Raw genomic sequence first — 20,363 nt, 5'->3', positions numbered from 1 at the left:
TCAGGCCTGCCACACGCCATACCCCGCCTCGCGCAGGCCGATGGCCAGCTCCACCTCCATGTCCCGCGCGCCGTCGTAGGGCATGGGGTTGTAGACCTCGTACAGCGGCGGCAGCAGGCGCAGGCCGTACTCGCGCACGAAGCGGTTGGACTGGATGCCGGCCTTGTGCTTGTCGAAGCGCACGTCGGGGTCCAGCCCCGTCATGCCCACGTACACGAAAGGCTTGCCCAGCTGGTGGTCGGGGTTGGCCTTGCGGAAGCTGGGCTCGTTCCAGACCCGGTCGGACAGCTCCACCACGTAGACGCTGTATCGGTGCTTGGCCCTTCGAGGCATGGATGTGTGACGGCTGAGCCCTTGCCGCGCCTCGCGCTCAGATCCTCAGCCCGCCGTCCAGCGGCAGCACCACGCCGCTCAGGTCGTCGTCCTGCAAGGCGAAGAGCACCGCCTGCGCGATGCTCTTCGGTGCGACCAGCCGGCGCAGCGGCGTGCGGCGGGTCAGGTCGGCGATGACGGCCTCGCTCAGGGCGCGGCGCGTCGATTCCGTGTCCACGAAGCCCGGCGCGATCGCCACCACGCGGATGCCCATGGCTCCCAGTTCCCTGGCCCAGGTCACCGTCAGCGATTCCACGCCTGCCTTGGCCGCGGCGTAGGCGCTCTGCCCGGCATTGCCGCCGGCGGCGATGGAACTGATGTTGACGATGACGCCCTTGGTCCGCGTCATCGCCATGTGCTCGACCACGTGGCTCGTGGCCACGAAGGTCGACGTGAGGTTCGCATCCACCACGCGATGCCAGTCCGCCAGCGAGTGCCGGCGCTGGTCGCCGCCCATCATGTTGAACAGCAGCGTGTTGTGGATGAGGCCGGCGTTGTTGACGAGGCCGTCGACGCGCCCATGCACCTTCACCGTCTCGGCCAGGGCGTGCGCCACCTGAGCTTCATCCGTCAGGTCGCAGGCCAGGCAGGTGCGGGCCGGCTGCTCGCGCTGGAGCGTCTCCAGCGCCTGCGCGTCCCGGTCCCAGGCCACCACGATGGCGCCCTGCGCCTGCAGCGCATCGCCGATCACCCGCCCCAGGTTGCCGGCTGCGCCGGTGACGATGATGACCTTGCCTTGCGGACTCACTGGATCACACCCCTGGCCTTGAGCAGCGCGGCGATGGCGCCCACCGAGCGCATCGCCACCATGTCGTCGGGGGCGAGCTGGATGCCGTAGTGCTCCTCGATGCTCACCACGAGATCCATGTGGGCGAGCGAGTCCCAGGCGGGGGTGGCGTCCATGGCGGTGTCGGGGCCGACGCTGCCGGGCGGCATCTTCAGCGCGTTGGCGATGAGTGTGTGCAGTTCGGGGTTCACCGCGCTGATTGTGCGGGATCGTTGTCCCACACCGCAATGCCGAAACCCTCGCGGCCGAAGCCGTTGCCGCTATAGAGCATGCAGGTCTTCCCATCCGGCAGGGTGAAGACGCTGGGGTAGCAGACCATCTCCGAGTCCCAGCCCTGCGCGGACGGCTCCAGCACGCTTTGCGCATCATCGCGGTGCCAGTGCCGCATGTCGTCCGACCAGGCATAGCCCATGCGATAGCCGCGCGTGCCGTTGCGGAAGTCCAGGCCATGGCGGTAGCAGAACCACTGGTGGAAGCGGCCATCCAGCTCCAGCACGCTGGGGTTGGTCTGGCATTCGTCGTCCACGACGAAGGGCACGGTGGGCCGGCCGTCGCGTTGCCAGTGGATGCCGTCTTCAGAGCTTGCTTGCATCAGCACGTAGATGCTCTCGGGCTTGCCTTCATGCAGCTTCCAGCCCAGGCCCGAGCTGTAGAAGAGGTGGTAGAGCCCGTCGCGCTTCATCGCGAAGGGGCTGTTCTGGATGTAGGGCTCGTTCACGCTGCGGCCGATGACCGGGCCGTCGCCGATGCGCCGGAAGGTCGTGCCGCCGTCGTGGCTCACGGCCAGCCCGATGGCGTGGTTGTAGGGCACGCCCAGGTTGCGGCTCCAGCCCACGTAGTAGACCCACACCTCGGTGTCGCTGATGCGCAGCACGGTGCCGGCCATGGAGCCGAATTCGTCGAAGCTGCCCAGCGGGCCGAAGGGCAGCAGCGGGCCTTGGGGCAGGGCGATGATCTTCGTGGGGTCGGCCAGATCGAGGTCGATGAAGGTCGCGCAGGACTTGGTCATGCCGTCGTCACCGCTGCGCTGCCGGGTGTTGAAGAACACCCGCAGGCGATCGCTCATCAGCAGCGGCACCGGGTTCTGGCAATGGCTGTGCATCCACGGCTGCGAGCCGTCGGGGGCGAAGACGCGGCCGAGCTTCCTCCAGCGAAATCGTGGTTCGGTCATGAACTCGAACCGTCGTCTTCCAGCGCCTTCAAGGCAGCGGCCCGCACGACGTCGTCCAGCCAGTGGTGCATGCTCTGGCCCGACTTCTCGCGCGCCTTGCGGGCCAGCGCCAGGGTCTCGGGGCTCACGCCTTCCAGCCGGCCGTGGTAGCGGGTGCGCAAGGTGCCGCCCCGCGCGCCGGGGATCTCGATGTCGAAGTCGGCCGGCGGCTCGCCTTCGCCGACCTCGAAGTCGATGAGGTAGTAGGCCGCGCCCACCACCCATTGCAGCCGCACCTTGCGCGCCTGCACCGGCAGCAGGTGCAGCGGCGGCTGGTGCCTGAACAGCGGGCTGTTGTGCAGCAGGATGCGGCCGTATTCCGATTCATGCAGCCAGGGGCCGAGGCTTTCGTCGCCCACCACGATGCGCGCGCCGGGCTTGCACACCCGCACCATCTCGCGCAGCGCACCGGCCACGTCGGGGAAGACGTTGAGGCCGCCGAAGCTGAAGAGCGCGTCGAAGGTGCCGTCGGCAAAGGGCAGGCTGGACGCGGAGCCCACGCACAGCTCGACCGCAGGCTTTGCATCGGCCAGCTTCTCGCGGCAGCGCAGCAGCATGGCGCGCGACAGGTCCATCGCGCACAGCAGGCCGTCCGCACCGAGCTGCTCGGCGATGTTCACCGCGTCGCGCCCGGTGCCGGTGGCGATCTCCAGCACGCGGTCATCGGGCTGGAGCGCCAGCAGCTTGACGAACTCGCGCCGCGTGACGGCTTCGTCCTGCTTCTGGATGCGAAAGGACAGGTCGGCCACGTCGTCGTAGATGGCGGCCGACTGGTCGTAGTAGTCGATGGACTGGCGCTGCTCTTCGTTGAGCGACTCCTGCGGCACGAAGTCGGGCAGGCCGTCGACGACGGGATGCCGATGTCCTTGCGCGCACACCAGGGTCTGCGCGTCCTGGGCCAGCGACGCATGGCACACCGGGCAGCGGTAGAGGCTTGGGTTCATGCGATGTCCAGCGGTACGTTGAACGACACCATCACGTAGCGGCGAGCCGGCTGGAAGCCCAGGCGCGCGGCCAGGCGCATCGAGGCTTCGTTGCTCGCGAAGCAGTCCCACGCGGGGAGTATGCCGCGCTCCTCGAAGGCGCGGATCAATTCACGACCCACGAGGAAGCCCAAGCCCTGGCCTCGGTGGTCCGGCGCCACGGCGATGTCGATCTCGCCCTGTCCTGCGCCGATGCCGGCGGCATAGGCTGCGGCGATGACGCGCTCCTGTTCGTCGACGATGGCCATGCCTGCGCCGTGTTCCAGCAGGTCGTCCAGGCTGTTCCAGAAGCGCATGGGAAACATCCCGAAGGCTTCAATGGCCGGCAGCAGTGCAGGGCTCCAACCCTCGACACGCAGGCCGCGGTCCATGGCGATCCCGCGCTCTGGCGGGGCTTCGAATCGCCAGCGCACACGCTCGCGTTCCCGCAGGGTGCGCTCGCGGCACCACGCCATCCAGCGCGGTGGCGGGTCGTACCAGAGCAGGTAGCCGGGCAGTGCCGGATCGCCGCGCTGCAGTCGTGCGGCGATGTCGTCGAAGAACGCATCGTCGTCGCATTCACCCAGCCACTGCATGAAGCCGAAGCGCGCCACGACCAGCGCCGATTCGCCCGAGGACCAGACCGTCCCGGGCTGCGTGCCTTCCAGCACGCCGCGCATCAGGGGAAAGGCTTGCGCTTCAACCGCGGCGGGCAGCACGGCGGGGGCGATGAACCGCGGTCTTCGCAGGCAGGGACACGAAGTCCAGCGCCGCGGGCGAGGTGTGGTGCGACTGTTCGTCGTCGATCGCGGCCCCGAGCTCGCTGCACACGGTGCTCACGTCGTCGATCTGCAGATGCAGGTGGAAGGGCAGGCCCAGCAGGCGGCCGGCGATGTCGCGGCTCACGTCCAGCGGACCGGCGGCGTCGCAGCCGGCGAAGGCACGGTGCTCGAACAGCGGCGGGCAGTACCAGCGGCGCGTCTCGATGCCGCGGGTGGCCAGGCGCGAGGCGATGGCGCCGGCATCCACGCCCGAGGGCATGGCGACGACCAGGATGGTAGGGATGCCCTCGGGCTTGTCCTGCCACATCACCGTGGGCGCGTGCTGCTGCAGCGCGAGGCGGTAGCCCGCCTGCAGGCTCAGCCGCACCTCGCGCTTGGCCTGCCAGCGCGGCAGCGCGGCCAGGCCCACGGCGGCGTGGTATTCGCTCATCTTGCCGTTGGTGCCGGCTTCGTCCACCTCGCCGTGGTTGGCGCCGATGCCGAAGTTGCTCAGGCGGCGGATGCGCTCGATGAAGTCCGCGTCGTCGGACACGACGAAGCCGCCTTCGCCGATGCCCAGCGACTTGGTGGCATGCAGGCTGAACACCACCGGCACCGGGCCGACCGGCTGGTTGCCGAAGGCGCCGGCCGCGTCGATGAGCACCGGCACGCCGGTCTGCTCGCTCCAGGCGCGCCACTGGTCCACGTCCTGCGGGCAGCCGAAGGTGGCGACGGGAAGGACGGCATCGATGCGGGTCGCGGCCAGGGCACGCGAGGCGATCGCGGGCGTGAGCAGCCAGGAGTCGGCATCGACGTCGGACATGACGGGTTCGTGGCCGGCGCGGATCACGGAGGTGCCGGTGGCCACGAAAGTGAGGCCCGGCACCAGCACGCGCGCGCCCCTGGGCAGGTGCAGGGCCTGCAGCGCCATCTCGATGGCCACCGTCGCGTTCGAGGTGGTGACCAGCCGGATGTCTTCACGTCCCGGCGCGAGCTGCACGAGCAGCTGCGCTTCGAATTCCTTCACCAGCGGACCGAAGTTCGTGTACCACTTGGCCGCGTCGATGCGCTCCAGGTAGGGCAGCACCGCCGCGGCAGGCGGCAGGTCGGGAATCATCAGCGGGATGGCAGGCATTCACGGTCTCCTGACGTCGGACTTCACGGGTGACGCAAGGTCATGACTGGCATTGTTGGCGGGCCGGCGCTTTTCTTGAGCCGGAGGAAAGCCCGAAAGCCCCACCAATTCCCGGCCATCCAGTCAGCCCAGGGGCAAGGCCGTGAGCCATCGCACGAAATCGTGGATGGGTTCGTGGTTGTCATAGAAGCGGTGACTGGCTGCCGCGATCTTCTCGCGCACGCGCTCGCGCAAGGCGGCATCCGTGGCGAATTGCACGGCGCGTTCGGGGTAGGCGGCCTGGTCGTCGACCACGCATTCCTCCACGCCCAGCATGCGGCAAAAGCCCACGCCGCCGCGGCCGCGCAGGAAGTGCCCCGGCCAGGTGACGATGGGCGTGCCAACCGCAAAGGTGGCCACCAGCGTGGAGCCGATGCCGAAGTGGAAAGGGTCGAGCACCACGTCGGCCGCGGCGTTGGCGCTGATGAAGTCGCCGTAGTCGCTGATCCACGGGTGGAAGACGATGCGTTCGCGCACGGCCGGGTCGACGGTGCGGTCCAGGCGCTGCGCGAGCCGCGGGGCCCAGGTCTCGTGGCGGTCGTCGGCGAAGAGCACGATGACGCCTTGCGGATCGAGCTGGAGGATGCGCGACATCGCGGCATCGAAGTCCGGGTGCATCTTCTGCAGCTTCATTGGGCACAGGTAGAGGTGCCGGTCCTCGGGCAGGCCGAGTTCGGCGCGGGTCTTCAATCGCTGCGGCACGGGCGGCCGCTCGAAGAAGGACACGCCGAAGGGGAAGTGCGCGAGCTGCTCGGTGTAGTGGTCCTCGGCGCCGGGCGGCTCCATGGCGTCGGTGGTGAGGAACCAGTCGACCTGGCGGATGCCGGTGGTCACCGGATGCCCGCCCATCACGCCCTGCACGCGGGCCAGCCGCGCGAAGGCGAGGAAGTAGCTCTGCGGGTCCATGCCGATGTCCATGTACATCAGCACGTCCAGCGACAAGGCGGCGATGCCCTGGCGCGCGGCATCGAGGTTCAGCGGCAGGTGCACACGCGCGCCGTCGAAGCCTTCGTAGGCAGCCTCCACCTGGGCCTGCTGTGCATCGGTGCTGGAAATGAGCACGACCTCGAAACGCCCGGTCTTCGCCAGCTCGCGCACCGTCTTGCTGAAGCAGCGCGATACCGAATGGTTGTAGATGAACTTGGACAGGAAGCCGATGCGCACCGGGCCGGGCCGGCGCGGCTGGGTGCAGTGCGCCGCCGCGAAGGCCAGGCCGGGGCAGGCCGCCTCGTACAGCTGCGCCACCTGCGCCTGCAGTTCGCGGTCGTTCAGGCCGTGGTAGGCCAGGAAGAAGTTGGTGGCGCCCACGTCGTGCAGCGGGTCGGCCAGCGGGGGCGGCGAACGCAGCAGGTCCGTGACGTTCTTCGCATACAGCTCGCGCGAGGCCAGCACCTCGTCGCGCGTGCCCATGATGGCCGGCAGCATCAGCGCCCAGCGGTAGATCGCGCCGGGCGCGCCGAGCTCATGGGCGCGCCGGTAGCACTGCTGCGCCTGTTCGAGGTTGCCCACCTCCTGCAGCAGCACGCCCAGGTTGCTGAAGGCTTCGGCGTAGTCGGGACGAGCGTCGATGGCGCGCTCGTAGCTTTGCAACGCCTCCTGCAAGCGTCCCTTTTCCGTCAGCGCGAGGCCGAGGTTGTTGTGCGCATCGGCGTAGGCCGGCTGCAAGGCAATGGCCTGCCGGTAGCGCTCGATGGCTGCATCCCAGCGGCCGGTGTCCGCCAGCGCAGCGCCCAGGTTGTTCAGCGTCGCTGCATGCTGGGGCGCGGCCTGCAGGGCCCGTTCGTACACGGGGATGGCGTCGCTGGCGCGGCCCTGGCCGTGCAGCAGCAGCCCGAGGTTGAGGTGCCCGGAGACGGATCGTGGATTGAGCGCGACGGCACGCACGAGGCTCGCCTGCGCCTGGTCCAGCCGCCCGAGGCCGCGCAGGGACATGCCCAGGTTGACGTGCGCTTCCTCGAAGTCGGGCTCGACACCCAGGGCCGCGCGGTAGTGCTCCACCGCCTCCTCATGGCGGCCCAGGGCGGCCAGTGCCGTGCCGATGCTGTTGTGGGCGCCGGCATAGCGCGGCTTGATCTGCAGGGCGCGTGTGATGAGCTCGACCGCGCCCTGATGCTGCCCCACCTGGTGCGCCACCAGGCCCAGCAGGTGCAGCGCGTCCGGGTCGTTCGGGCGCTGCTGCAGCACCTCGCGATAGCCGGATTCCGCCTCGCTCAGCCGGCCCCCCTGGTGGTGGGCGATGGCCATCTGCAGCACCGCCTGCGGATCGGCCGCCGGCGCCGCCTGCTCCTTGGGCAGGCAGCAGTTCTTGTATTTCTTCCCGCTGCCGCAAGGGCAGGGATCGTTGCGTCCTGCCTTGGCTGCGGGGCGGCTCATTCGTGCCGCCAGCCTTGTGCGAGCTTGCCGACGATGTTCGCCGCGCTGGTGCGCTCGGCCATCGCGACGGCCTGGCCTGCCCACAGCGACAGGAACTCGGCCTTGCCCGCCTTGCCTGCGGCCTGGCGCAACGGCCGGGTCAGCGCATTGGGAATCGGGAAGTCCGGCAGGTCTGCGTTGGCGTACTCGCGCATGAAGCGGTTCTCCAGGCCGCGCGCCCAGCGCCCGCTGAAGGCGCGGGTCATCACGGTCTGGTGGTCCTGGGCCTGCAGCAAGGCCTCGCGGTAGGCCGCGGAGATCGGGCATTCATCGGCCAGCAGGAACACGGTGCCGGCCGCGGCGGCGCTTGCGCCCAGGGCCTGCACCGCCGCCACGCCGCGCGCATCGGCGATGCCGCCCGCGGCGATCACCGGCACCTTCACCGCGTCCACCACCTGCGGGATCAGCGCGATGGTGCCCACCAGTCCGTCGTCTCGAGACCCCATGAAGGTGCCGCGGTGCGCGCCGGCCTCCGCACCCTGCGCCACGATGCCGTCCACGCCCAGCGCCGCCAGGTGCACCGCCTCGCGCACCTGCGTGGCCGTGCCCCAGACCTTCACGCCGCGCTGCTGCAGGGCCTGGATGCGCACGGGCCCCAGGTCGCCGAAGGTGAAGGTGAACACGGCCGGCGCGTGGTCAAGCACCACCTCGAGCTGCGCCTCGAAGTCCTCCTCGAACTTCTGCGGCACCTGCACCGGCGGCATGCCCAGTTCGGCGTGGTAGATCGACAAGCGCTCGATGAAGACCGCCTCCTTCGCCGGGTCGCGCTGCCAGTCCTGTTGGCAGAACAGGTTCACGCCGAAGGGCTTGTCCGTGAGCGAGCGGATCTCGGCCATCGCCTCGCCGATGCGCGCGGGCGTCATGTAGGCCGCGCCGAGGATGCCCAGCCCGCCCGCATTGCTCACAGCAGCCACCAGGGCCGTGCCGGCCGACTCGCCTCCCAGCGGCGCGAGGACGATCGGATGTTCGATGCCGAGGGACCGGGTGAGCGTGTTCGCCATGGGAGCTACCTCAGGTTGCTCGCAAGAACGGGGAAGAGCTTGGTCAGGCCGTCGGCGAGCAGTTCGACGGCCAGCGCGGCGAGGATCAGGCCCATCAGCCGCGTCATGATGTTGATGCCCGTCTGCCCCAGCACTCGCGCGATGCGGCCCGAGGCGGAAAACACGAGGAAGGTCGCCAGCGCCACCACCACGCCATAGCCCACCAGCACGCCAATCTGCCACCAGTGCCGCGTCTTGTCGGCATAGATGACCATGGTGGAGATGGTGGCGGGGCCAGTGAGCAGCGGAATCGTCAGCGGCACGACAGCGATGCTCGCGCCCGCGTCGACCTTGCTCTCGCCTTCGCTCACGTCCTCCTTGCGGCCCTCGGCTGGCTGGGCGTTGAGCATCTGGATGGCCGAGATCAGCAGCAAGGTGCCGCCGCCCACCTGGAACGACGCGAGCGAGATGCCGAAGAACTCGATGATCTTCAGGCCCGCGATGGCGCTCACCGCGATGACGATGAAGGCCGTGAAGGCGCTGACGCGGATGGTCCGCTTGCGCTGCTCGGGCGTGAGGTTCTGCGTGAAGTGGATGAAGAAGGGAACGACCCCGATGGGGTTGACGATGGCCAACAGCGCGATCAGCGGCTTGAGCAGGTCCATGGGGGCTGATTGTGAGGCGCGGGCCGCAGCCCGCGCGTTCCGGGGGTCATTGCCCGGGCGAGGTCACTGCTGCGGCGGTGCACCAGGCGGCGTGATGGCCTTGCCGTTGACGGTGAGCTGCCCCTTCTCGAAGCTGATCTTGGAGGCGAGCATCTCGCCGTCCTTGACGAGGTAGCCGTCGTTCACGAACTTGGTGATCATCACGTTGGCCATCTCAGCCTGCGCGGCCGGATCGGCCTGGGCGCCTTGCGGGCCACCGCCGAAGCGGCCGAGCATCTTCTCCACCCACAGCGAGGGCAGCTTGGCCTCGCCGCGCAGCTGGCCCTTGGTCATCAGCAGCGCCATCAGCGGCAGCTGGGCATCGGCGGCGGTCGCGCCGGCCACGCCCACCGAATACGACATCTCGCCGCGCTTGCCGTCGATCTCCACGGCCAGCTTGTCCAGGGCGTACTCGGGGTTGTGCGGCAGCAGGGCAGCGAAGTCCTGCTGCATCTGCCCCATCAGCACCTGCGGCGACACCGGCTGCTTCATGTCGCAGGCGGCGGTGCTGGTGTCGATCACGCGCTGGATGAAGCGCTGGTAGGTGGGCGCATGGATGCGCTTGATCGAGGCCTGCAACTCCATCTTGTCCACGCGCACGTCGTTGACCGTGCCCTTGGCGCTGAACTTGCCGGTGTTGGACAGCAGCTCGCCTTCCAGCTTGTTCTCGGCCGAGGCCTTGAGCTGCGACAGCGCCACCTTCATCGGCGGCATGCCGGGCTGGGCGCTGCTGGTGGCGTTCATGTCCAGCGACACCAGCTCGAACTCGCCGGTGCCCGGGCGCAGCCAGAACGAACCGGCTGAATCGCCCATCTCGCCGTGGATGCGCAGGGCCGCGAGCTTCATGTCGACGGTGGACTTCTCGTCCTTGCCGCTGAAGCTGAAGCCGGGGCTTGCCACGTCGTAGAGGATCTTGCCGCCGCCTTGCTTCACATCGCCGCTCAGGCCCTGCCACGCCACCTTCTCGCCCGTGGGCGCATTGAAGTTCATCGAGGGGATGCTGAAGCTGGTGCTCGTCGCGCCGCCGAAGCCGACCACGGTGTGCGCAGTGAAGGGCGACTTGTCGCTGCCGATCAGCGCGGCCACGGCCTTCTTCTCGTTGTCAGGCACCACGATCTCGGTGTCGATCACCGCGGCGGCCAGCGTCTTGAAGCCCGGCAGCGGGCCGTGCTGGATGGTCTGGCGGATGGTGATGGGGTTGTCGGTGGTGGCACCGCAACCGAACGACAGCGTGAGGGTGTGGGTCGCGCTGAACAGGCTCTTCTGGTACTTCTGGTCCACCACCTTCATCAGCGGCCACTGCGCCTGCCATTGCGCCGGGGCGCCCTGGATCTTCTTCATGGCCTGCGAACCCGTCACGGCGGCTCCGCCGACGACGGCCACGCCTGCCAGGGCCACGGCAGCAGCCGCGGCGATCAAGCCCTTGTTCATTCCCTCTTCCTCTCTTGGTGTGTGATCTATGAATCCGGTGCGCGAAGTGTAGTCAGGCCGGCCCATGCGGCCGCGGCATCAGTTCACACTGCTGTTGCGCATGGCGAGGTAGACCGAGCAGGTGCCCCGCAGGTAGACGAGCCCGGGCAGCACCAGCGCCAGCGCGAACACCATGCCGCCGCCGACCAGCGCGGCCGCCGCATGGCCGGTCGAGCCCGTGGGCGCGCCCGCGGCACCCAGGCTGCGCAGGCCGTAGCCGAAGAGGCCGGCCATGAGCTGCTGCGCCGGCACGTCCACACCCACCACCGTCACGCCCATCACGGCAATGACGCGGCCGCCCATCATCACGGCAAAGGTGACCAGCGCGCCGACGGCACCGGTGAGCAGGCTCACGGCGGACATCAGCAGCGCCACCGTCAGCAGGCGCTGGCGCACCCACAGGAAGAGCTGGCGCACCGCCGGCAGCACCGGTTCGCCGGACCAGATGGCAGGTGCGGCCAGAGGTACCACCACCGCCACCAGCGACAGCAGCGCGACGCCCACGCCCACCACGCCCAGCGGCACGACGGCGCCGAACAGCATCGGCCCGATGACCGGCCCGGTCACCGAGGCACGGCACAGCCACAGCAGCCCGAACAGCACCGCACCGAAGAGGGCGTAGCCCGCCAGCATCAGCACCAGCGCGAGGATCAGCCGGTGCGCGGTGAACAGCGAGGCGCGCAAGGCTTCGACGATGTCGCGGACCGGGGCGCCGCGGGCGTCGTCCATCACGAGGATGCCGGCCGCATTGCCGCCATAGAAGGCGGCAAACAGCGCCGCCGCGGCCTCCAGCGCACCCACCTGCATCGAACCCTGCGCCAGGGCATTTTCAGCCATGGCGGTGAGCAACCCCGCCACCGAAAAGGTCAGCAGCAGCACGTAGAGCGCACGCAGGTTGCGCACCGCGTCGACGCTTGAAAGCACGATGTTCAACGCATCCAGCGGACTGCGGTGGGCCATGGGAGCGGTTTCGAAAATGAGGGGCCTGCGGAAACTCGCGGGGCAACGGCGGCGGATGATATCGGCCGGCGCCGAATTTAAGGGTTTGCACGAGGGAACGGCCGGCTTTTTTTACCTGAGGCTCCTGGGTAACCCTGTGCGATTTACCTGCGCCTCAAATCCTTCTGCCCGAAAACAACACTTTATTTCGCGCGGCTTTGCGCACGATTTCGCGTTTACTTCATAATGGATTTTCCCTTGTTAGGTAGCAGCGCCTTTGCTTGATTGGTTCAGGATAGGTTGAAGCTCCACAGGACTGTCTGATACAGGAAACGAAAGGCGCTCTCCATGGGCAACAAACTTTACGTGGGCAACCTCGCCTACAGCGTTCGCGACGACGACCTCCAAGGCGCGTTCGCGCAATTCGGAACGGTGACCTCCGCCAAGGTCATGATGGACCGCGACACCGGTCGCTCCAAGGGCTTCGGCTTCGTGGAGATGGGCTCTGATGCCGAGGCCCAAGCTGCCATCAATGGCATGAACGGCCAATCCCTCGACGGCCGCGCCGTTGTCGTCAACGAAGCCCGTCCCCGCGAAGAGCGTCCGGGTGGCTTCGGCGGCGGTGGCGGTAGCCGTGGCGGCTTCGGTGGCGGCGGTGGCCGCTCCGGTGGTGGTGGTGGCTACGGCGGCGGCGGTGGTGGCGGCTACGGCGGTGGTGGCGGTGGCCGCTCCGGCGGCGGCGGCTACGGTGGTGGTGGCGGCGGCCGCTCCGGCGGTGGTGGCTACGGCGGCGGCGGCGGTGGTCGCGGCGGCTACGGTGGCGGCAGCGGCGGCTACTGATCCAGACCCGACAAGGCAGTCGGCCCGGTGCTCACACCGGGCTGCGAAAGGCGGTGAAGCGACGAGCTCACCGCCTTTTTCATTGGCCGGCGTTACTGCGTCTTGCGGTTCTTCCTCGGCCGACCCGCCAGCGCACGGTCGAACAGCCAGTTCGGCAACGCACGCAACAGCTTGGCCACCACGCCCATCTGCCAGGGGATCACGCGGAAGGTGACGCCGCCCTCGATGGCGCGGAAGGCCTGGTCGGCGAAGTCGTCCGGCTGCATGAGGAAGGGCATGCTGTAGCGGTTCTCGGAGGTAAGCGGCGTGGCCACGTAGCCCGGCGCGATGGTCACCACCTTCACGCCGAAGGGCCGGCATTCGCCACGCAGGCTCTCGCAGTAGCTGATGACCGCGGCCTTGCTCGAACAGTACGCCCCATGGCCCGGCAGGCCGCGGATGCCCGCGACGCTTGCGATGCCCACCAGCCGCCCGCTGCCGCGCTTGCACATGCCGGCCACGAACGGATGGAAGGTGGCCGCCATGCCGATGTTGTTGGTCTCGTAGGTCGAGCGCATCACCTCGAGGTCGTCATAGATGGCGGTGTCGATGCCCACGCTGATGCCGGCGTTGGCGATGACCACGTCCGGCAGCCCCTGCTGCTCGATGCAGGCGCGGCCGGCGGCGGTGATGCTCGCGATGTCGCGCACGTCGGCGCCGTACACGCCCACGCGCGCCGGGTCCAGCCCCTGGGTCTGCGCCCAGGCCTGCACCTCGTTCGCCCGCCGCGCGACCAGCGCGATGCGGTAGCCCGCCCGGTAGTAGCGCGCGGCCAGCGATTGCCCGATGCCGCTGGACGCACCGGTGATGAACACCAGCGGGCCCGTGGCGACGAGGGCGGTGGATGTGGGACTCATGGTGGGGTTCTTCTACTTGCCGCGCGCGGTCGGCGGAATGGTGGCGGTCACGCGGCCCTTGAGCTGCACCGTCCGGTCGAGGTTGTCGTAGTCCATCGCGTCAGCGCGGATCTCCATGCCGCCGCGGGTCAGCGTCACCGGCAGGTGCGAGCGCAGCTTCTCGGTGTTCAGGAAGGCATGCAGGAACTCGCCGCGGAACTCCATGGGCTCCTCGCCGTTCAGCCCCTCGCGCACCACGTGGGCGCCGCCCTTGAGCTGCAGCTCGCTGCCATCGGCGTTCGACAGCGCCGTGTTGGCGTTGGCCAGCGTCACCCGCCCGTCGGGGGCCACGGCGCGGACACGCACGTTGTCGATCTCCAGCGTGTCGGTGTCGGGGTAGTGGCGCATCATGTCGCCGTCGATCTGCGCGCGCATGGCGCCGTCCGGGCCGAAGCGGCGCACGGTGAAATGCGACATCTGGTAGTCGGGCTCGTGCCGGGGCGGGGCTGCCACCTGCGGCGCCTCGGCCATGGGTGTGTTCTGCACCAGCCACCAGGTGCCCAGCGCGAGCATGGCCATCAGCAGCAGCGGCAGGTAGGCCGACAGCTGCGAGATGAGCCGCGCCGACCAGGGCATGTCGGCATGGCGGATGGTCGCGCCCGCCGCACTGGGCGCGAGCACGTTGGTCTCCTGGATGATGTCAGTGGCCATCGTCCAGCGTGACGAGGTGGCCGTGCAGCAGCGAGGCGTAGCGGCCGGCAGCCGTCAGCAGCAGGTCGCAGCATTCGCGCGCGGCGCCGTATCCGCCCTGGGCCTGCGTGACGTGGTGGGCCACCGCCTTCGCCTCGATGTGCGCGTTGGCCGGCGCGCAGGCAAACGCCGCGCGGGTCATGAGCGGCAGGTCGGGCCAGTCGTCGCCCATGGCGGCCAGGGCCGTCCAGTCGATGTTGAGCGTCTTCATCACGCCGGCCGCGGCAGCCAGCTTGTCGTGTGCGCCGTAGACGGCATGCTGGATGCTGAGATCCGCCACGCGCTTGCGCACCGCCGGTGAATCGCGGCCGGTGATGACGATGGGGGCGATGCCGCCTTGCGCGAGCAGCTTCAGGCCGTGGCCGTCGAGCGTGCTGAAGGCCTTGAATTCCTCGCCGCGCTCGCTGATGTAGATGCGCCCGTCGGTGAGCACGCCGTCCACGTCGAAGATGGCCGCACGGATGCCCTGGGCCTTGAGCAGCAGCTCGGGTGGGAAAGCGATGGCCGGAGTCAGCAGCACGGGCGCCATCAGATGACTTTCGCCCGCATCAGGTCGTTGAAGTTGAGCGCGCCCACGAGCTTGTTCTCACGGTCCACGACGAGGACGAGGGTGATGCGCGCCTCTTCCATCAGGTCGGCGGCATCGACGGCCAGGGCGTCCGGCGACACCGAGCGCGGCTTCTTGTGCATCACCTCGCCGGCCTTGAGATCGCGCAGGTCGCGGCCCTGCTCGATGCCGCGGCGCAGGTCGCCGTCGGTAAAGATGCCCAGCACGTGGCCGTCGGCATCGCAGATGGCCGCAGCGCCCAGGCCCTTGCTGCTCATCTCGCGCATCATGTCGGTGAAGCCGGTTTCGGGGCTCACGCGCGGCAGCGCCTCGCCGGTGCGCATCAGGTCGCGCACGTGGGTGAGCAGCTTGCGGCCCAGCGAACCGCCGGGGTGCGAGCGCGCGAAGTCTTCCTCGCGGAAGCCGCGCGCGTCCAGCAGCGCCACGGCCAGCGCGTCGCCCAGCGCCATCTGCGCGGTGGTGCTGGCGGTGGGCGCGAGCTTCAGCGGGCAAGCCTCTTCGTCCACCGCGCTGCTGAGCACGATGTCCGCATGCTGCGCGAGGGTGGACTCGGTGCGGCCGGTCATCGCCACCAGCGTGATGCCCAGGCGCTTGAGCGCGGGCAGGATGGCGGCGATCTCGTCCACCTCACCTGAATTGGAAATCGCCAGTACCACGTCGCCGCGGGTGACCATGCCCAGGTCGCCGTGGCTGGCCTCGGCCGGGTGCACGAACATCGCCGGCGTGCCGGTGGAGGCGAGCGTGGCGGCGATCTTGCGGCCCACGTGGCCGCTCTTGCCCATGCCCATCACCACCACGCGGCCGGTGCACTGCAGCATGGTGCGCACCGCCTCGCCGAAATTCTCGCCTTGCCGCGCCTTCAGGCCCAGCAGCGCACGCGCTTCGATGTCAAAGGTCTGGTGCGCGAGCTGCAGCGCGCGAGGCGCATCGAATGAGGGTTTTGCAGGCACGGGGGACGCAGGTGTGCGTTTAGGATGGGGCCGATTGTAGGCACGGCTCCAGCCGGCGCCGACCATCGGGCATGGGCCTTGCGAACCTGCTGCCCGGCTGTCTTTCAACCCCACCGGAATGGCCTCTTCTCTCGAACTCGTCCTGCTCTACCTGGTCGCCGCGGTCGCGGGCGTGGTGGTCTGCCGCCTGGTGAAGCTGCCGCCCATGCTCGGCTACCTCGCCGTGGGTGTGGTCATCGGCCCGAACGCGATGGCCCTGGCCAAGGGCTCGGCGAGCGTGCAGTACCTGGCCGAGTTCGGCGTGGTGTTCCTGATGTTCGTGATCGGGCTGGAGTTCAACCTGCCCAAGCTCAAGAGCATGCGGCGGCTGGTGTTCGGCCTGGGCCTGAGCCAGGTGGGGCTGACCATCGTCGCCGCGCTGGCGGGCAACCTGCTGATGGCCTGGCTGGTGGGCATGCTGGGCCGCGCCTGGAGCCTGAACTGGCAGAGCGCGATCGCACTGGGCGGCGCACTCGCGATGAGCAGCACCGCCATCGTGGTCAAGCTCATGGCCGAGCGGCTGGAACTGGAGAGCGAGCACGGCCGCCGCGTGATGGGCGTGCTGCTGTTCCAGGACCTGGCCGTGGTGCCCCTGCTGGTGGTGATTCCCGCCCTGGGCTCGTCGCCCGAATCGCTGGGCCGCGAGCTGGCCCTGGCCGGACTGAAGGCCGCCGTCGTGCTGACCTTGCTGCTGGTGGGTGGGCAGCGCGTCATGCGCTGGTGGCTCACGCTGGTGGCGCGGCGAAAGAGCGAGGAGCTGTTCATCCTCAACCTGCTGCTGGTCACGCTGGGGCTGGCCTACGTCACCGAGCATGCGGGCCTGTCGCTGGCGCTGGGGGCATTCATCGCCGGCATGCTGATCGCGGAGACCGAATACAAGCACCAGGTGGAGACCGACATCCGGCCCTTCCACGACGTGCTGCTGGGCCTGTTCTTCATCACCATCGGCATGAAGCTCGATCTCATGGCCGTGGTGGGCGAATGGGCGCTGGTGATCGCGCTCACGCTGCTGCCGGTGGTGTTCAAGTTCGGCCTGGTCACCGCGCTGGCCAAGCTGTTCGGCGCCGGTACCGGCGTGGCGCTGCGCACTGGCCTGTACCTCGCGCAGGCCGGCGAGTTCGGCTTCGTGCTGCTCGCGCTGGCCACCGACCAGAAGCTGCTGCCGCCGCACCTGCAAAGCCCGGTGCTCGCCAGCATGGTGCTGAGCATGCTGGCTACGCCCTTCATCGTGATGTACAGCAACCGCATCGTGATGCGGCTGAGCTCGTCGGACTGGCTGATGCAGTCGGTGGCGATGACCACCATCGCCAAGCGCTCCATCAATACCGCCAGCCACGTGATCATCGCCGGCTACGGCCGCAGCGGGCAGAACCTGGCGCGCATCCTGGAAGGCGAGCACATCCCCTACATGGCGCTGGACCTGGACCCCGACCGCGTGCGGCAGGCCGCCGCCGCGGGCCAGAGCGTGGTGTTCGGCGACGCGGCGCGGCTGCAAAGCCTGATGGCTGCCGGCCTGGCGCGCGCCAGCGCGGTGGTGGTGAGCTACCACGACACGCCGTCGGCGCTGAAGATTCTTCACCTCGTGCAGGCGCACGCGCCCAAGGTGCCGGTCATCATCCGCACGCTGGACGATGCCGACCTCGAAAAGCTGCGCGGCGCCGGCGCCACCGAGGTCGTGCCCGAGGCGCTGGAAGGCTCGCTGATGCTGGCGAGCCACGCGCTGGCGCTGGTGGGCGTGCCCATGCGGCGGGTGATCCGCGTGGTGCAGGACCAGCGCGATGCGCGCTACGGCCTGCTGCGCGGCTACTTCCACGGCGCGGACGACGACACGGTGGACGAACTGCAGACTGCCCGCCTGGCCAGCGTCACGCTGCCCTCGGGCGCGCAGTGCGTGGGCCGCTCGCTGGCCGACCAGGCCCTGCACGCGGTGGGCGTGTCGGTGGTGTCACTGCGCAAGTCGTCGGGCGCCGTCACCAAGCCGCGCGACGACGTGGTGCTCTCGGCCGGCGACACGCTGGTGCTCTCGGGCCTGCCTGAGCCGCTGGCGCTGGCCGAAGAGAAGCTGCTGGGGTCGACCTGACGGCCCCACCGGCCGGGCCGGTCTTCGGCTTCTGGCAGACTGCTTGCGCTGATTTGCGAGAGCACCGCCATGCCAGAACCCGGATTCACCACCAGCTCGCTGCACTCCGACCGCCAGTTCGGCGTGGAGCACGGCGGGCTGCACAAGCCCATCCACACCTCCGTCCAGTACGGCTTCGAGAAGGTCGAAGACCTCATCGGCGTGTTCCAGGGCACGCTCAAGGGCAGCTTCAACTACGCCCGCCAGGGCACGCCCACCACCGCCGCGCTGGAGAGCAAGATCACCCGCATGGAAGGCGGCACGGGCACCATCTGCTTCGCCAGCGGCATGGCGGCCGTCACCGCCACCTTCCTCACCCTGCTCAAGGCCGGCGACCACCTGGTGTGCAGCCAGTACGTGTTCGGCAACACCAACAGCCTGCTGGGCACGATGGGCGACCTCGGCATCGCCGTGAGCAAGGTGGATGCGACCTCGGTGGAGGCGGTGCGCGCGGCCATCCGCCCAGAGACGCGCATGGTGTTCGTGGAGACCATCGCCAACCCGCGCACCCAGGTGCCCGACCTCGAAGCCATCGGCCAGCTGTGCCGCGAGCGCGGGCTGCTGTACGTGGTGGACAACACCGTCACTTCGCCCGGCCTCTTCCTGCCCAAGGGCGTGGGCGCAGGGCTGGTCATCAACTCGTTGAGCAAGAGCATCGCCGGGCACGGCGCGGCGCTGGGCGGGGCGGTGACGGACACCGGGCTCTTCGACTGGTCGGGCTATCCCAACATCGCCGCGGCGTACCGCAAGGGCGATGCGAAAGGCTGGGGCCTGCAGCAGATCCGCAAGAAGGGCCTGCGCGACATGGGCGGCTCGCTCTCGTCGGAACAGGCGCACAGCATCAGCGTGGGCTCGGAGACGCTCAGCCTGCGCCTGAACCAGTGCAGCGAGACGGCGCTGGCGCTGGCGCACTTCCTGGAAGCGCATCCGGCCGTGGGCAAGGTGCACTACCCGGCGTTGGAGTCGCACCCGCAGTACCCGATCGTGAAGAAGCTGTTCCGTGGCGGCTCCTGGCTGATGGCCTTCGAGCTGCGCGATGAAGCCCAGGTGCTGCCGGTGCTCAATCGCCTGCGCATTCCCATCAAGGCCACGGGCCTGGGGGACACGCGCACGCTGGTCATTCCGGTGGCACCCACCATCTTCTGGGAGGCCGGGCGCGAGGTGCGCGCGCAGATGGGCATCGCCGAAGGGCTGGTGCGGGTGTCGGTCGGCCTGGAAGATCCTGAAGACCTGATCGCCGATTTCGACCAGGCGCTGGCCGGCGGGTGACCGGCAGCCCAGGCTGCGGGGATCAGACCTCCATCGCCCAGGCCGACAGCACGGCCATCGCCCCGAGCACGGCGAACACCGCGCCGCTCCAGGGCGCGCCGACGAGCAGGCCCATCGCGGCCGGTCCGGCCACGGCACACAGGTTCAGCAGCAGCTGCCGGATGGCCAGCACGCCGGTGTAGCCCTCGGCGTCGCATCGGCGATGCAACTCGGACAGCACCGGCCGCAGCGACACGCCCAGTCCCACGCCGACGACGAATTGCAGGGCGCACACCGCCAGCCAGGGCAGCGGCACCACGAAGCTCGCCACGCCCAGGCCGGCCGCGGCCATGGACAGCCTGATCAGCGCCACGTCGCTTGCCCGGTGCGTGATCCAGGGGCCCGCGATGCGCGCAGCGGCCACGCCCGCACCCAGCACCGACAGCACCGCCGCGCCCTGGGCGGCGCTCCAGCCCGCGTCATGGGAACGCAGGATGGCGAGCATCGCCGTGGCGTTCCAGAGCAGCGAGATCACCACCTCGGCGCGCAACAGCACCCGTGCGGGACGGTTGAGCGATGAACTGGCGGCCGGAGCCTGGGCACGATCCTGCGGACCGGGCTGCGCCGGCACCGGCGACCAGCGCGCGCCGCACCAGCGCATGGTGGTGATGGACGCCGCGACCAGCATCGCCAGGCCGATGGCGGCGCCTTTTGCACCGAAGGCGCTCAAGCAGAAGCCGGCCAGCAGCGGACCTGCGCTTCCCGAGATTGCGACGAACAGCGAGAAATGGTCATAGGCCCGCGCCTCGCCTTCGTCCACGCAATGCCCGAGTTCGCGCTGCACGCTCACCAGGGTCAGCGCAAAACCCAGGCCCACGGCCGCCGCCACCACGAAGGGCAGGGCGGCATGCCAGGCGGAGGCCAGCGCCGCCATCACGAGGAACGCCAGGCCGCCCAGCGCCGTGCCGATGCCGGCGCCAAACCGCGTGCCCCGCCGCGCCACGAGCTTGCCGATGGGCAGGCTCAGCACCGCCGGCGCGAGGGCCTGCGTCGCCACCAGCGCACCGGCTGCCGCCGGGCTGGCGCCCAGCGCCAGCGCGATCAGCGGGAGCACCGCGCGGCAGCCGGTCGCCGAGGCGTGCTGGAGCATGCACATCAGCGCGATGGGAATGGATCGGGGAAGCGTCATCGGCCAGCATCTTG

20 protein-coding genes are annotated in these 20,363 nt (G+C 69.2%); 3 read left to right on the top strand and 17 right to left on the bottom strand.

Annotated features, from left to right (window positions below):
* The 12 genes from DZC73_RS13895 to DZC73_RS13845 form a co-directional block, all read right to left on the bottom strand.
* The gene (locus DZC73_RS13895) at nt 1-333 is read right to left on the bottom strand and encodes a hypothetical protein (protein WP_124540906.1); all 333 of its coding nucleotides are present in this window, start codon (nt 331-333) and stop codon (nt 1-3) included.
* Between the two features lie 37 nt (nt 334-370).
* Entirely contained in the window at nt 371-1,120 is a 750-nt protein-coding gene (locus DZC73_RS13890; protein ID WP_161974580.1) for an SDR family oxidoreductase, read from the bottom strand.
* A complete protein-coding gene (locus DZC73_RS29700) occupies nt 1,117-1,350 on the bottom strand; it encodes an acyl carrier protein (protein WP_161974579.1) in 234 nt (77 codons plus the stop codon). The genes DZC73_RS13890 and DZC73_RS29700 overlap by 4 nt, the downstream gene beginning before the upstream one ends.
* Nucleotides 1,347-2,330, bottom strand: coding sequence for a glycoside hydrolase family protein (locus DZC73_RS13885; RefSeq protein WP_124540904.1), 984 nt, complete (start codon nt 2,328-2,330; stop codon nt 1,347-1,349). Before DZC73_RS13885 ends, DZC73_RS29700 begins: the two co-directional genes overlap by 4 nt.
* On the bottom strand, nt 2,327-3,313 hold the full coding sequence (locus tag DZC73_RS13880) for a methyltransferase domain-containing protein (protein WP_124540903.1): 987 nt from the start codon (nt 3,311-3,313) through the stop codon (nt 2,327-2,329). The genes DZC73_RS13885 and DZC73_RS13880 overlap by 4 nt, the downstream gene beginning before the upstream one ends.
* Nucleotides 3,310-4,011 carry a GNAT family N-acetyltransferase gene (locus DZC73_RS13875; protein ID WP_161974578.1) on the bottom strand — a complete coding sequence of 234 codons (702 nt, stop codon included), beginning with the start codon at nt 4,009-4,011 and terminating at the stop codon, nt 3,310-3,312. Before DZC73_RS13875 ends, DZC73_RS13880 begins: the two co-directional genes overlap by 4 nt.
* Nucleotides 4,012-4,030: 19 nt before the next feature.
* Nucleotides 4,031-5,227 carry a DegT/DnrJ/EryC1/StrS family aminotransferase gene (locus DZC73_RS13870; protein ID WP_124540901.1) on the bottom strand — a complete coding sequence of 399 codons (1,197 nt, stop codon included), beginning with the start codon at nt 5,225-5,227 and terminating at the stop codon, nt 4,031-4,033.
* Between the two features lie 123 nt (nt 5,228-5,350).
* Nucleotides 5,351-7,639 carry a tetratricopeptide repeat protein gene (locus DZC73_RS13865; RefSeq protein ID WP_124540900.1) on the bottom strand — a complete coding sequence of 763 codons (2,289 nt, stop codon included), beginning with the start codon at nt 7,637-7,639 and terminating at the stop codon, nt 5,351-5,353.
* Complete coding sequence (locus tag DZC73_RS13860; protein WP_124540899.1) at nt 7,636-8,679, bottom strand: NAD(P)H-dependent flavin oxidoreductase; 1,044 nt, start codon at nt 8,677-8,679, stop codon at nt 7,636-7,638. Before DZC73_RS13860 ends, DZC73_RS13865 begins: the two co-directional genes overlap by 4 nt.
* A gap of 5 nt (nt 8,680-8,684) precedes the next feature.
* Nucleotides 8,685-9,323 carry a MarC family protein gene (locus tag DZC73_RS13855; RefSeq protein WP_124540898.1) on the bottom strand — a complete coding sequence of 213 codons (639 nt, stop codon included), beginning with the start codon at nt 9,321-9,323 and terminating at the stop codon, nt 8,685-8,687.
* Nucleotides 9,324-9,386: 63 nt separating this feature from the next.
* Nucleotides 9,387-10,793 (bottom strand): YdgA family protein, encoded by a 1,407-nt coding sequence (locus DZC73_RS13850; RefSeq protein ID WP_161974577.1) that lies wholly within the window; start codon nt 10,791-10,793, stop codon nt 9,387-9,389.
* A 78-nt stretch (nt 10,794-10,871) separates the two neighbouring features.
* Nucleotides 10,872-11,792, bottom strand: a complete 921-nt coding sequence (locus DZC73_RS13845) for a hypothetical protein (RefSeq protein WP_124540896.1) — start codon at nt 11,790-11,792, stop codon at nt 10,872-10,874.
* A gap of 327 nt (nt 11,793-12,119) precedes the next feature.
* On the opposite strand from DZC73_RS13845, the gene DZC73_RS13840 reads away from it, so the two are divergent.
* Nucleotides 12,120-12,611 carry an RNA recognition motif domain-containing protein gene (locus DZC73_RS13840; protein ID WP_124540895.1) on the top strand — a complete coding sequence of 164 codons (492 nt, stop codon included), beginning with the start codon at nt 12,120-12,122 and terminating at the stop codon, nt 12,609-12,611.
* Nucleotides 12,612-12,703: 92 nt separating this feature from the next.
* On the opposite strand, the gene DZC73_RS13835 is transcribed toward DZC73_RS13840, so the two are convergent.
* The 4 genes from DZC73_RS13835 to DZC73_RS13820 all read right to left on the bottom strand — a co-directional run bounded on the left by DZC73_RS13835 (nt 12,704) and on the right by DZC73_RS13820 (nt 15,820).
* A complete protein-coding gene (locus DZC73_RS13835; protein WP_124540894.1) occupies nt 12,704-13,507 on the bottom strand; it encodes an SDR family oxidoreductase in 804 nt (267 codons plus the stop codon).
* Between the two features lie 12 nt (nt 13,508-13,519).
* Entirely contained in the window at nt 13,520-14,122 is a 603-nt protein-coding gene (gene lptC, locus DZC73_RS13830; RefSeq protein WP_124541147.1) for an LPS export ABC transporter periplasmic protein LptC, read from the bottom strand.
* A 64-nt stretch (nt 14,123-14,186) separates the two neighbouring features.
* Nucleotides 14,187-14,765 (bottom strand): KdsC family phosphatase, encoded by a 579-nt coding sequence (locus DZC73_RS13825; RefSeq protein WP_124540893.1) that lies wholly within the window; start codon nt 14,763-14,765, stop codon nt 14,187-14,189.
* A complete protein-coding gene (locus DZC73_RS13820; protein WP_124540892.1) occupies nt 14,765-15,820 on the bottom strand; it encodes a KpsF/GutQ family sugar-phosphate isomerase in 1,056 nt (351 codons plus the stop codon). Before DZC73_RS13820 ends, DZC73_RS13825 begins: the two co-directional genes overlap by 1 nt.
* Nucleotides 15,821-15,872: 52 nt before the next feature.
* Between DZC73_RS13820 and DZC73_RS13815 the strand changes: the two genes are divergently transcribed.
* Both DZC73_RS13815 and DZC73_RS13810 read left to right on the top strand, forming a co-directional pair.
* Complete coding sequence (locus DZC73_RS13815; protein WP_124540891.1) at nt 15,873-17,873, top strand: monovalent cation:proton antiporter family protein; 2,001 nt, start codon at nt 15,873-15,875, stop codon at nt 17,871-17,873.
* Nucleotides 17,874-17,942: 69 nt separating this feature from the next.
* Nucleotides 17,943-19,181 (top strand): cystathionine gamma-synthase family protein, encoded by a 1,239-nt coding sequence (locus DZC73_RS13810; RefSeq protein ID WP_124540890.1) that lies wholly within the window; start codon nt 17,943-17,945, stop codon nt 19,179-19,181.
* A gap of 22 nt (nt 19,182-19,203) precedes the next feature.
* Here the strand turns inward: DZC73_RS13810 and DZC73_RS13805 are convergent, their stop codons facing one another.
* Nucleotides 19,204-20,349 carry an MFS transporter gene (locus tag DZC73_RS13805; RefSeq protein ID WP_124540889.1) on the bottom strand — a complete coding sequence of 382 codons (1,146 nt, stop codon included), beginning with the start codon at nt 20,347-20,349 and terminating at the stop codon, nt 19,204-19,206.
* Nucleotides 20,350-20,363 lie beyond the last annotated feature (14 nt).

This window comes from Rhizobacter terrae (assembly GCF_003852895.1).
GTDB classification, from domain to species: domain Bacteria; phylum Pseudomonadota; class Gammaproteobacteria; order Burkholderiales; family Burkholderiaceae_C; genus Albitalea; species Albitalea terrae.
This window is presented reverse-complemented; position numbering and strand designations above follow the sequence as displayed.

Excerpts from the sequence above, each read along its gene's own strand:
- DZC73_RS13865 (WP_124540900.1), bottom strand. The coding sequence starts at position 7,639 with ATGAGCCGCCCCGCAGCCAAGGCAGGACGCAACGATCCCTGCCCTTGC.
- DZC73_RS13840 (WP_124540895.1), top strand. The coding sequence starts at position 12,120 with ATGGGCAACAAACTTTACGTGGGCAACCTCGCCTACAGCGTTCGCGAC.
- DZC73_RS13815 (WP_124540891.1), top strand. The coding sequence starts at position 15,873 with ATGGCCTCTTCTCTCGAACTCGTCCTGCTCTACCTGGTCGCCGCGGTC.
- DZC73_RS13855 (WP_124540898.1), bottom strand. The coding sequence starts at position 9,323 with ATGGACCTGCTCAAGCCGCTGATCGCGCTGTTGGCCATCGTCAACCCC.
- DZC73_RS13835 (WP_124540894.1), bottom strand. The coding sequence starts at position 13,507 with ATGAGTCCCACATCCACCGCCCTCGTCGCCACGGGCCCGCTGGTGTTC.
- DZC73_RS13870 (WP_124540901.1), bottom strand. The coding sequence starts at position 5,227 with ATGCCTGCCATCCCGCTGATGATTCCCGACCTGCCGCCTGCCGCGGCG.
- DZC73_RS13895 (WP_124540906.1), bottom strand. The coding sequence starts at position 333 with ATGCCTCGAAGGGCCAAGCACCGATACAGCGTCTACGTGGTGGAGCTG.
- DZC73_RS13860 (WP_124540899.1), bottom strand. The coding sequence starts at position 8,679 with ATGGCGAACACGCTCACCCGGTCCCTCGGCATCGAACATCCGATCGTC.
- DZC73_RS13825 (WP_124540893.1), bottom strand. The coding sequence starts at position 14,765 with ATGGCGCCCGTGCTGCTGACTCCGGCCATCGCTTTCCCACCCGAGCTG.
- DZC73_RS13805 (WP_124540889.1), bottom strand. The coding sequence starts at position 20,349 with ATGACGCTTCCCCGATCCATTCCCATCGCGCTGATGTGCATGCTCCAG.
- DZC73_RS13880 (WP_124540903.1), bottom strand. The coding sequence starts at position 3,313 with ATGAACCCAAGCCTCTACCGCTGCCCGGTGTGCCATGCGTCGCTGGCC.
- DZC73_RS13810 (WP_124540890.1), top strand. The coding sequence starts at position 17,943 with ATGCCAGAACCCGGATTCACCACCAGCTCGCTGCACTCCGACCGCCAG.
- lptC (WP_124541147.1), bottom strand. The coding sequence starts at position 14,122 with ATGCCCTGGTCGGCGCGGCTCATCTCGCAGCTGTCGGCCTACCTGCCG.
- DZC73_RS13845 (WP_124540896.1), bottom strand. The coding sequence starts at position 11,792 with ATGGCCCACCGCAGTCCGCTGGATGCGTTGAACATCGTGCTTTCAAGC.
- DZC73_RS13850 (WP_161974577.1), bottom strand. The coding sequence starts at position 10,793 with ATGAACAAGGGCTTGATCGCCGCGGCTGCTGCCGTGGCCCTGGCAGGC.
- DZC73_RS13875 (WP_161974578.1), bottom strand. The coding sequence starts at position 4,011 with ATGCGCGGCGTGCTGGAAGGCACGCAGCCCGGGACGGTCTGGTCCTCG.
- DZC73_RS13820 (WP_124540892.1), bottom strand. The coding sequence starts at position 15,820 with ATGGTCGGCGCCGGCTGGAGCCGTGCCTACAATCGGCCCCATCCTAAA.
- DZC73_RS13885 (WP_124540904.1), bottom strand. The coding sequence starts at position 2,330 with ATGACCGAACCACGATTTCGCTGGAGGAAGCTCGGCCGCGTCTTCGCC.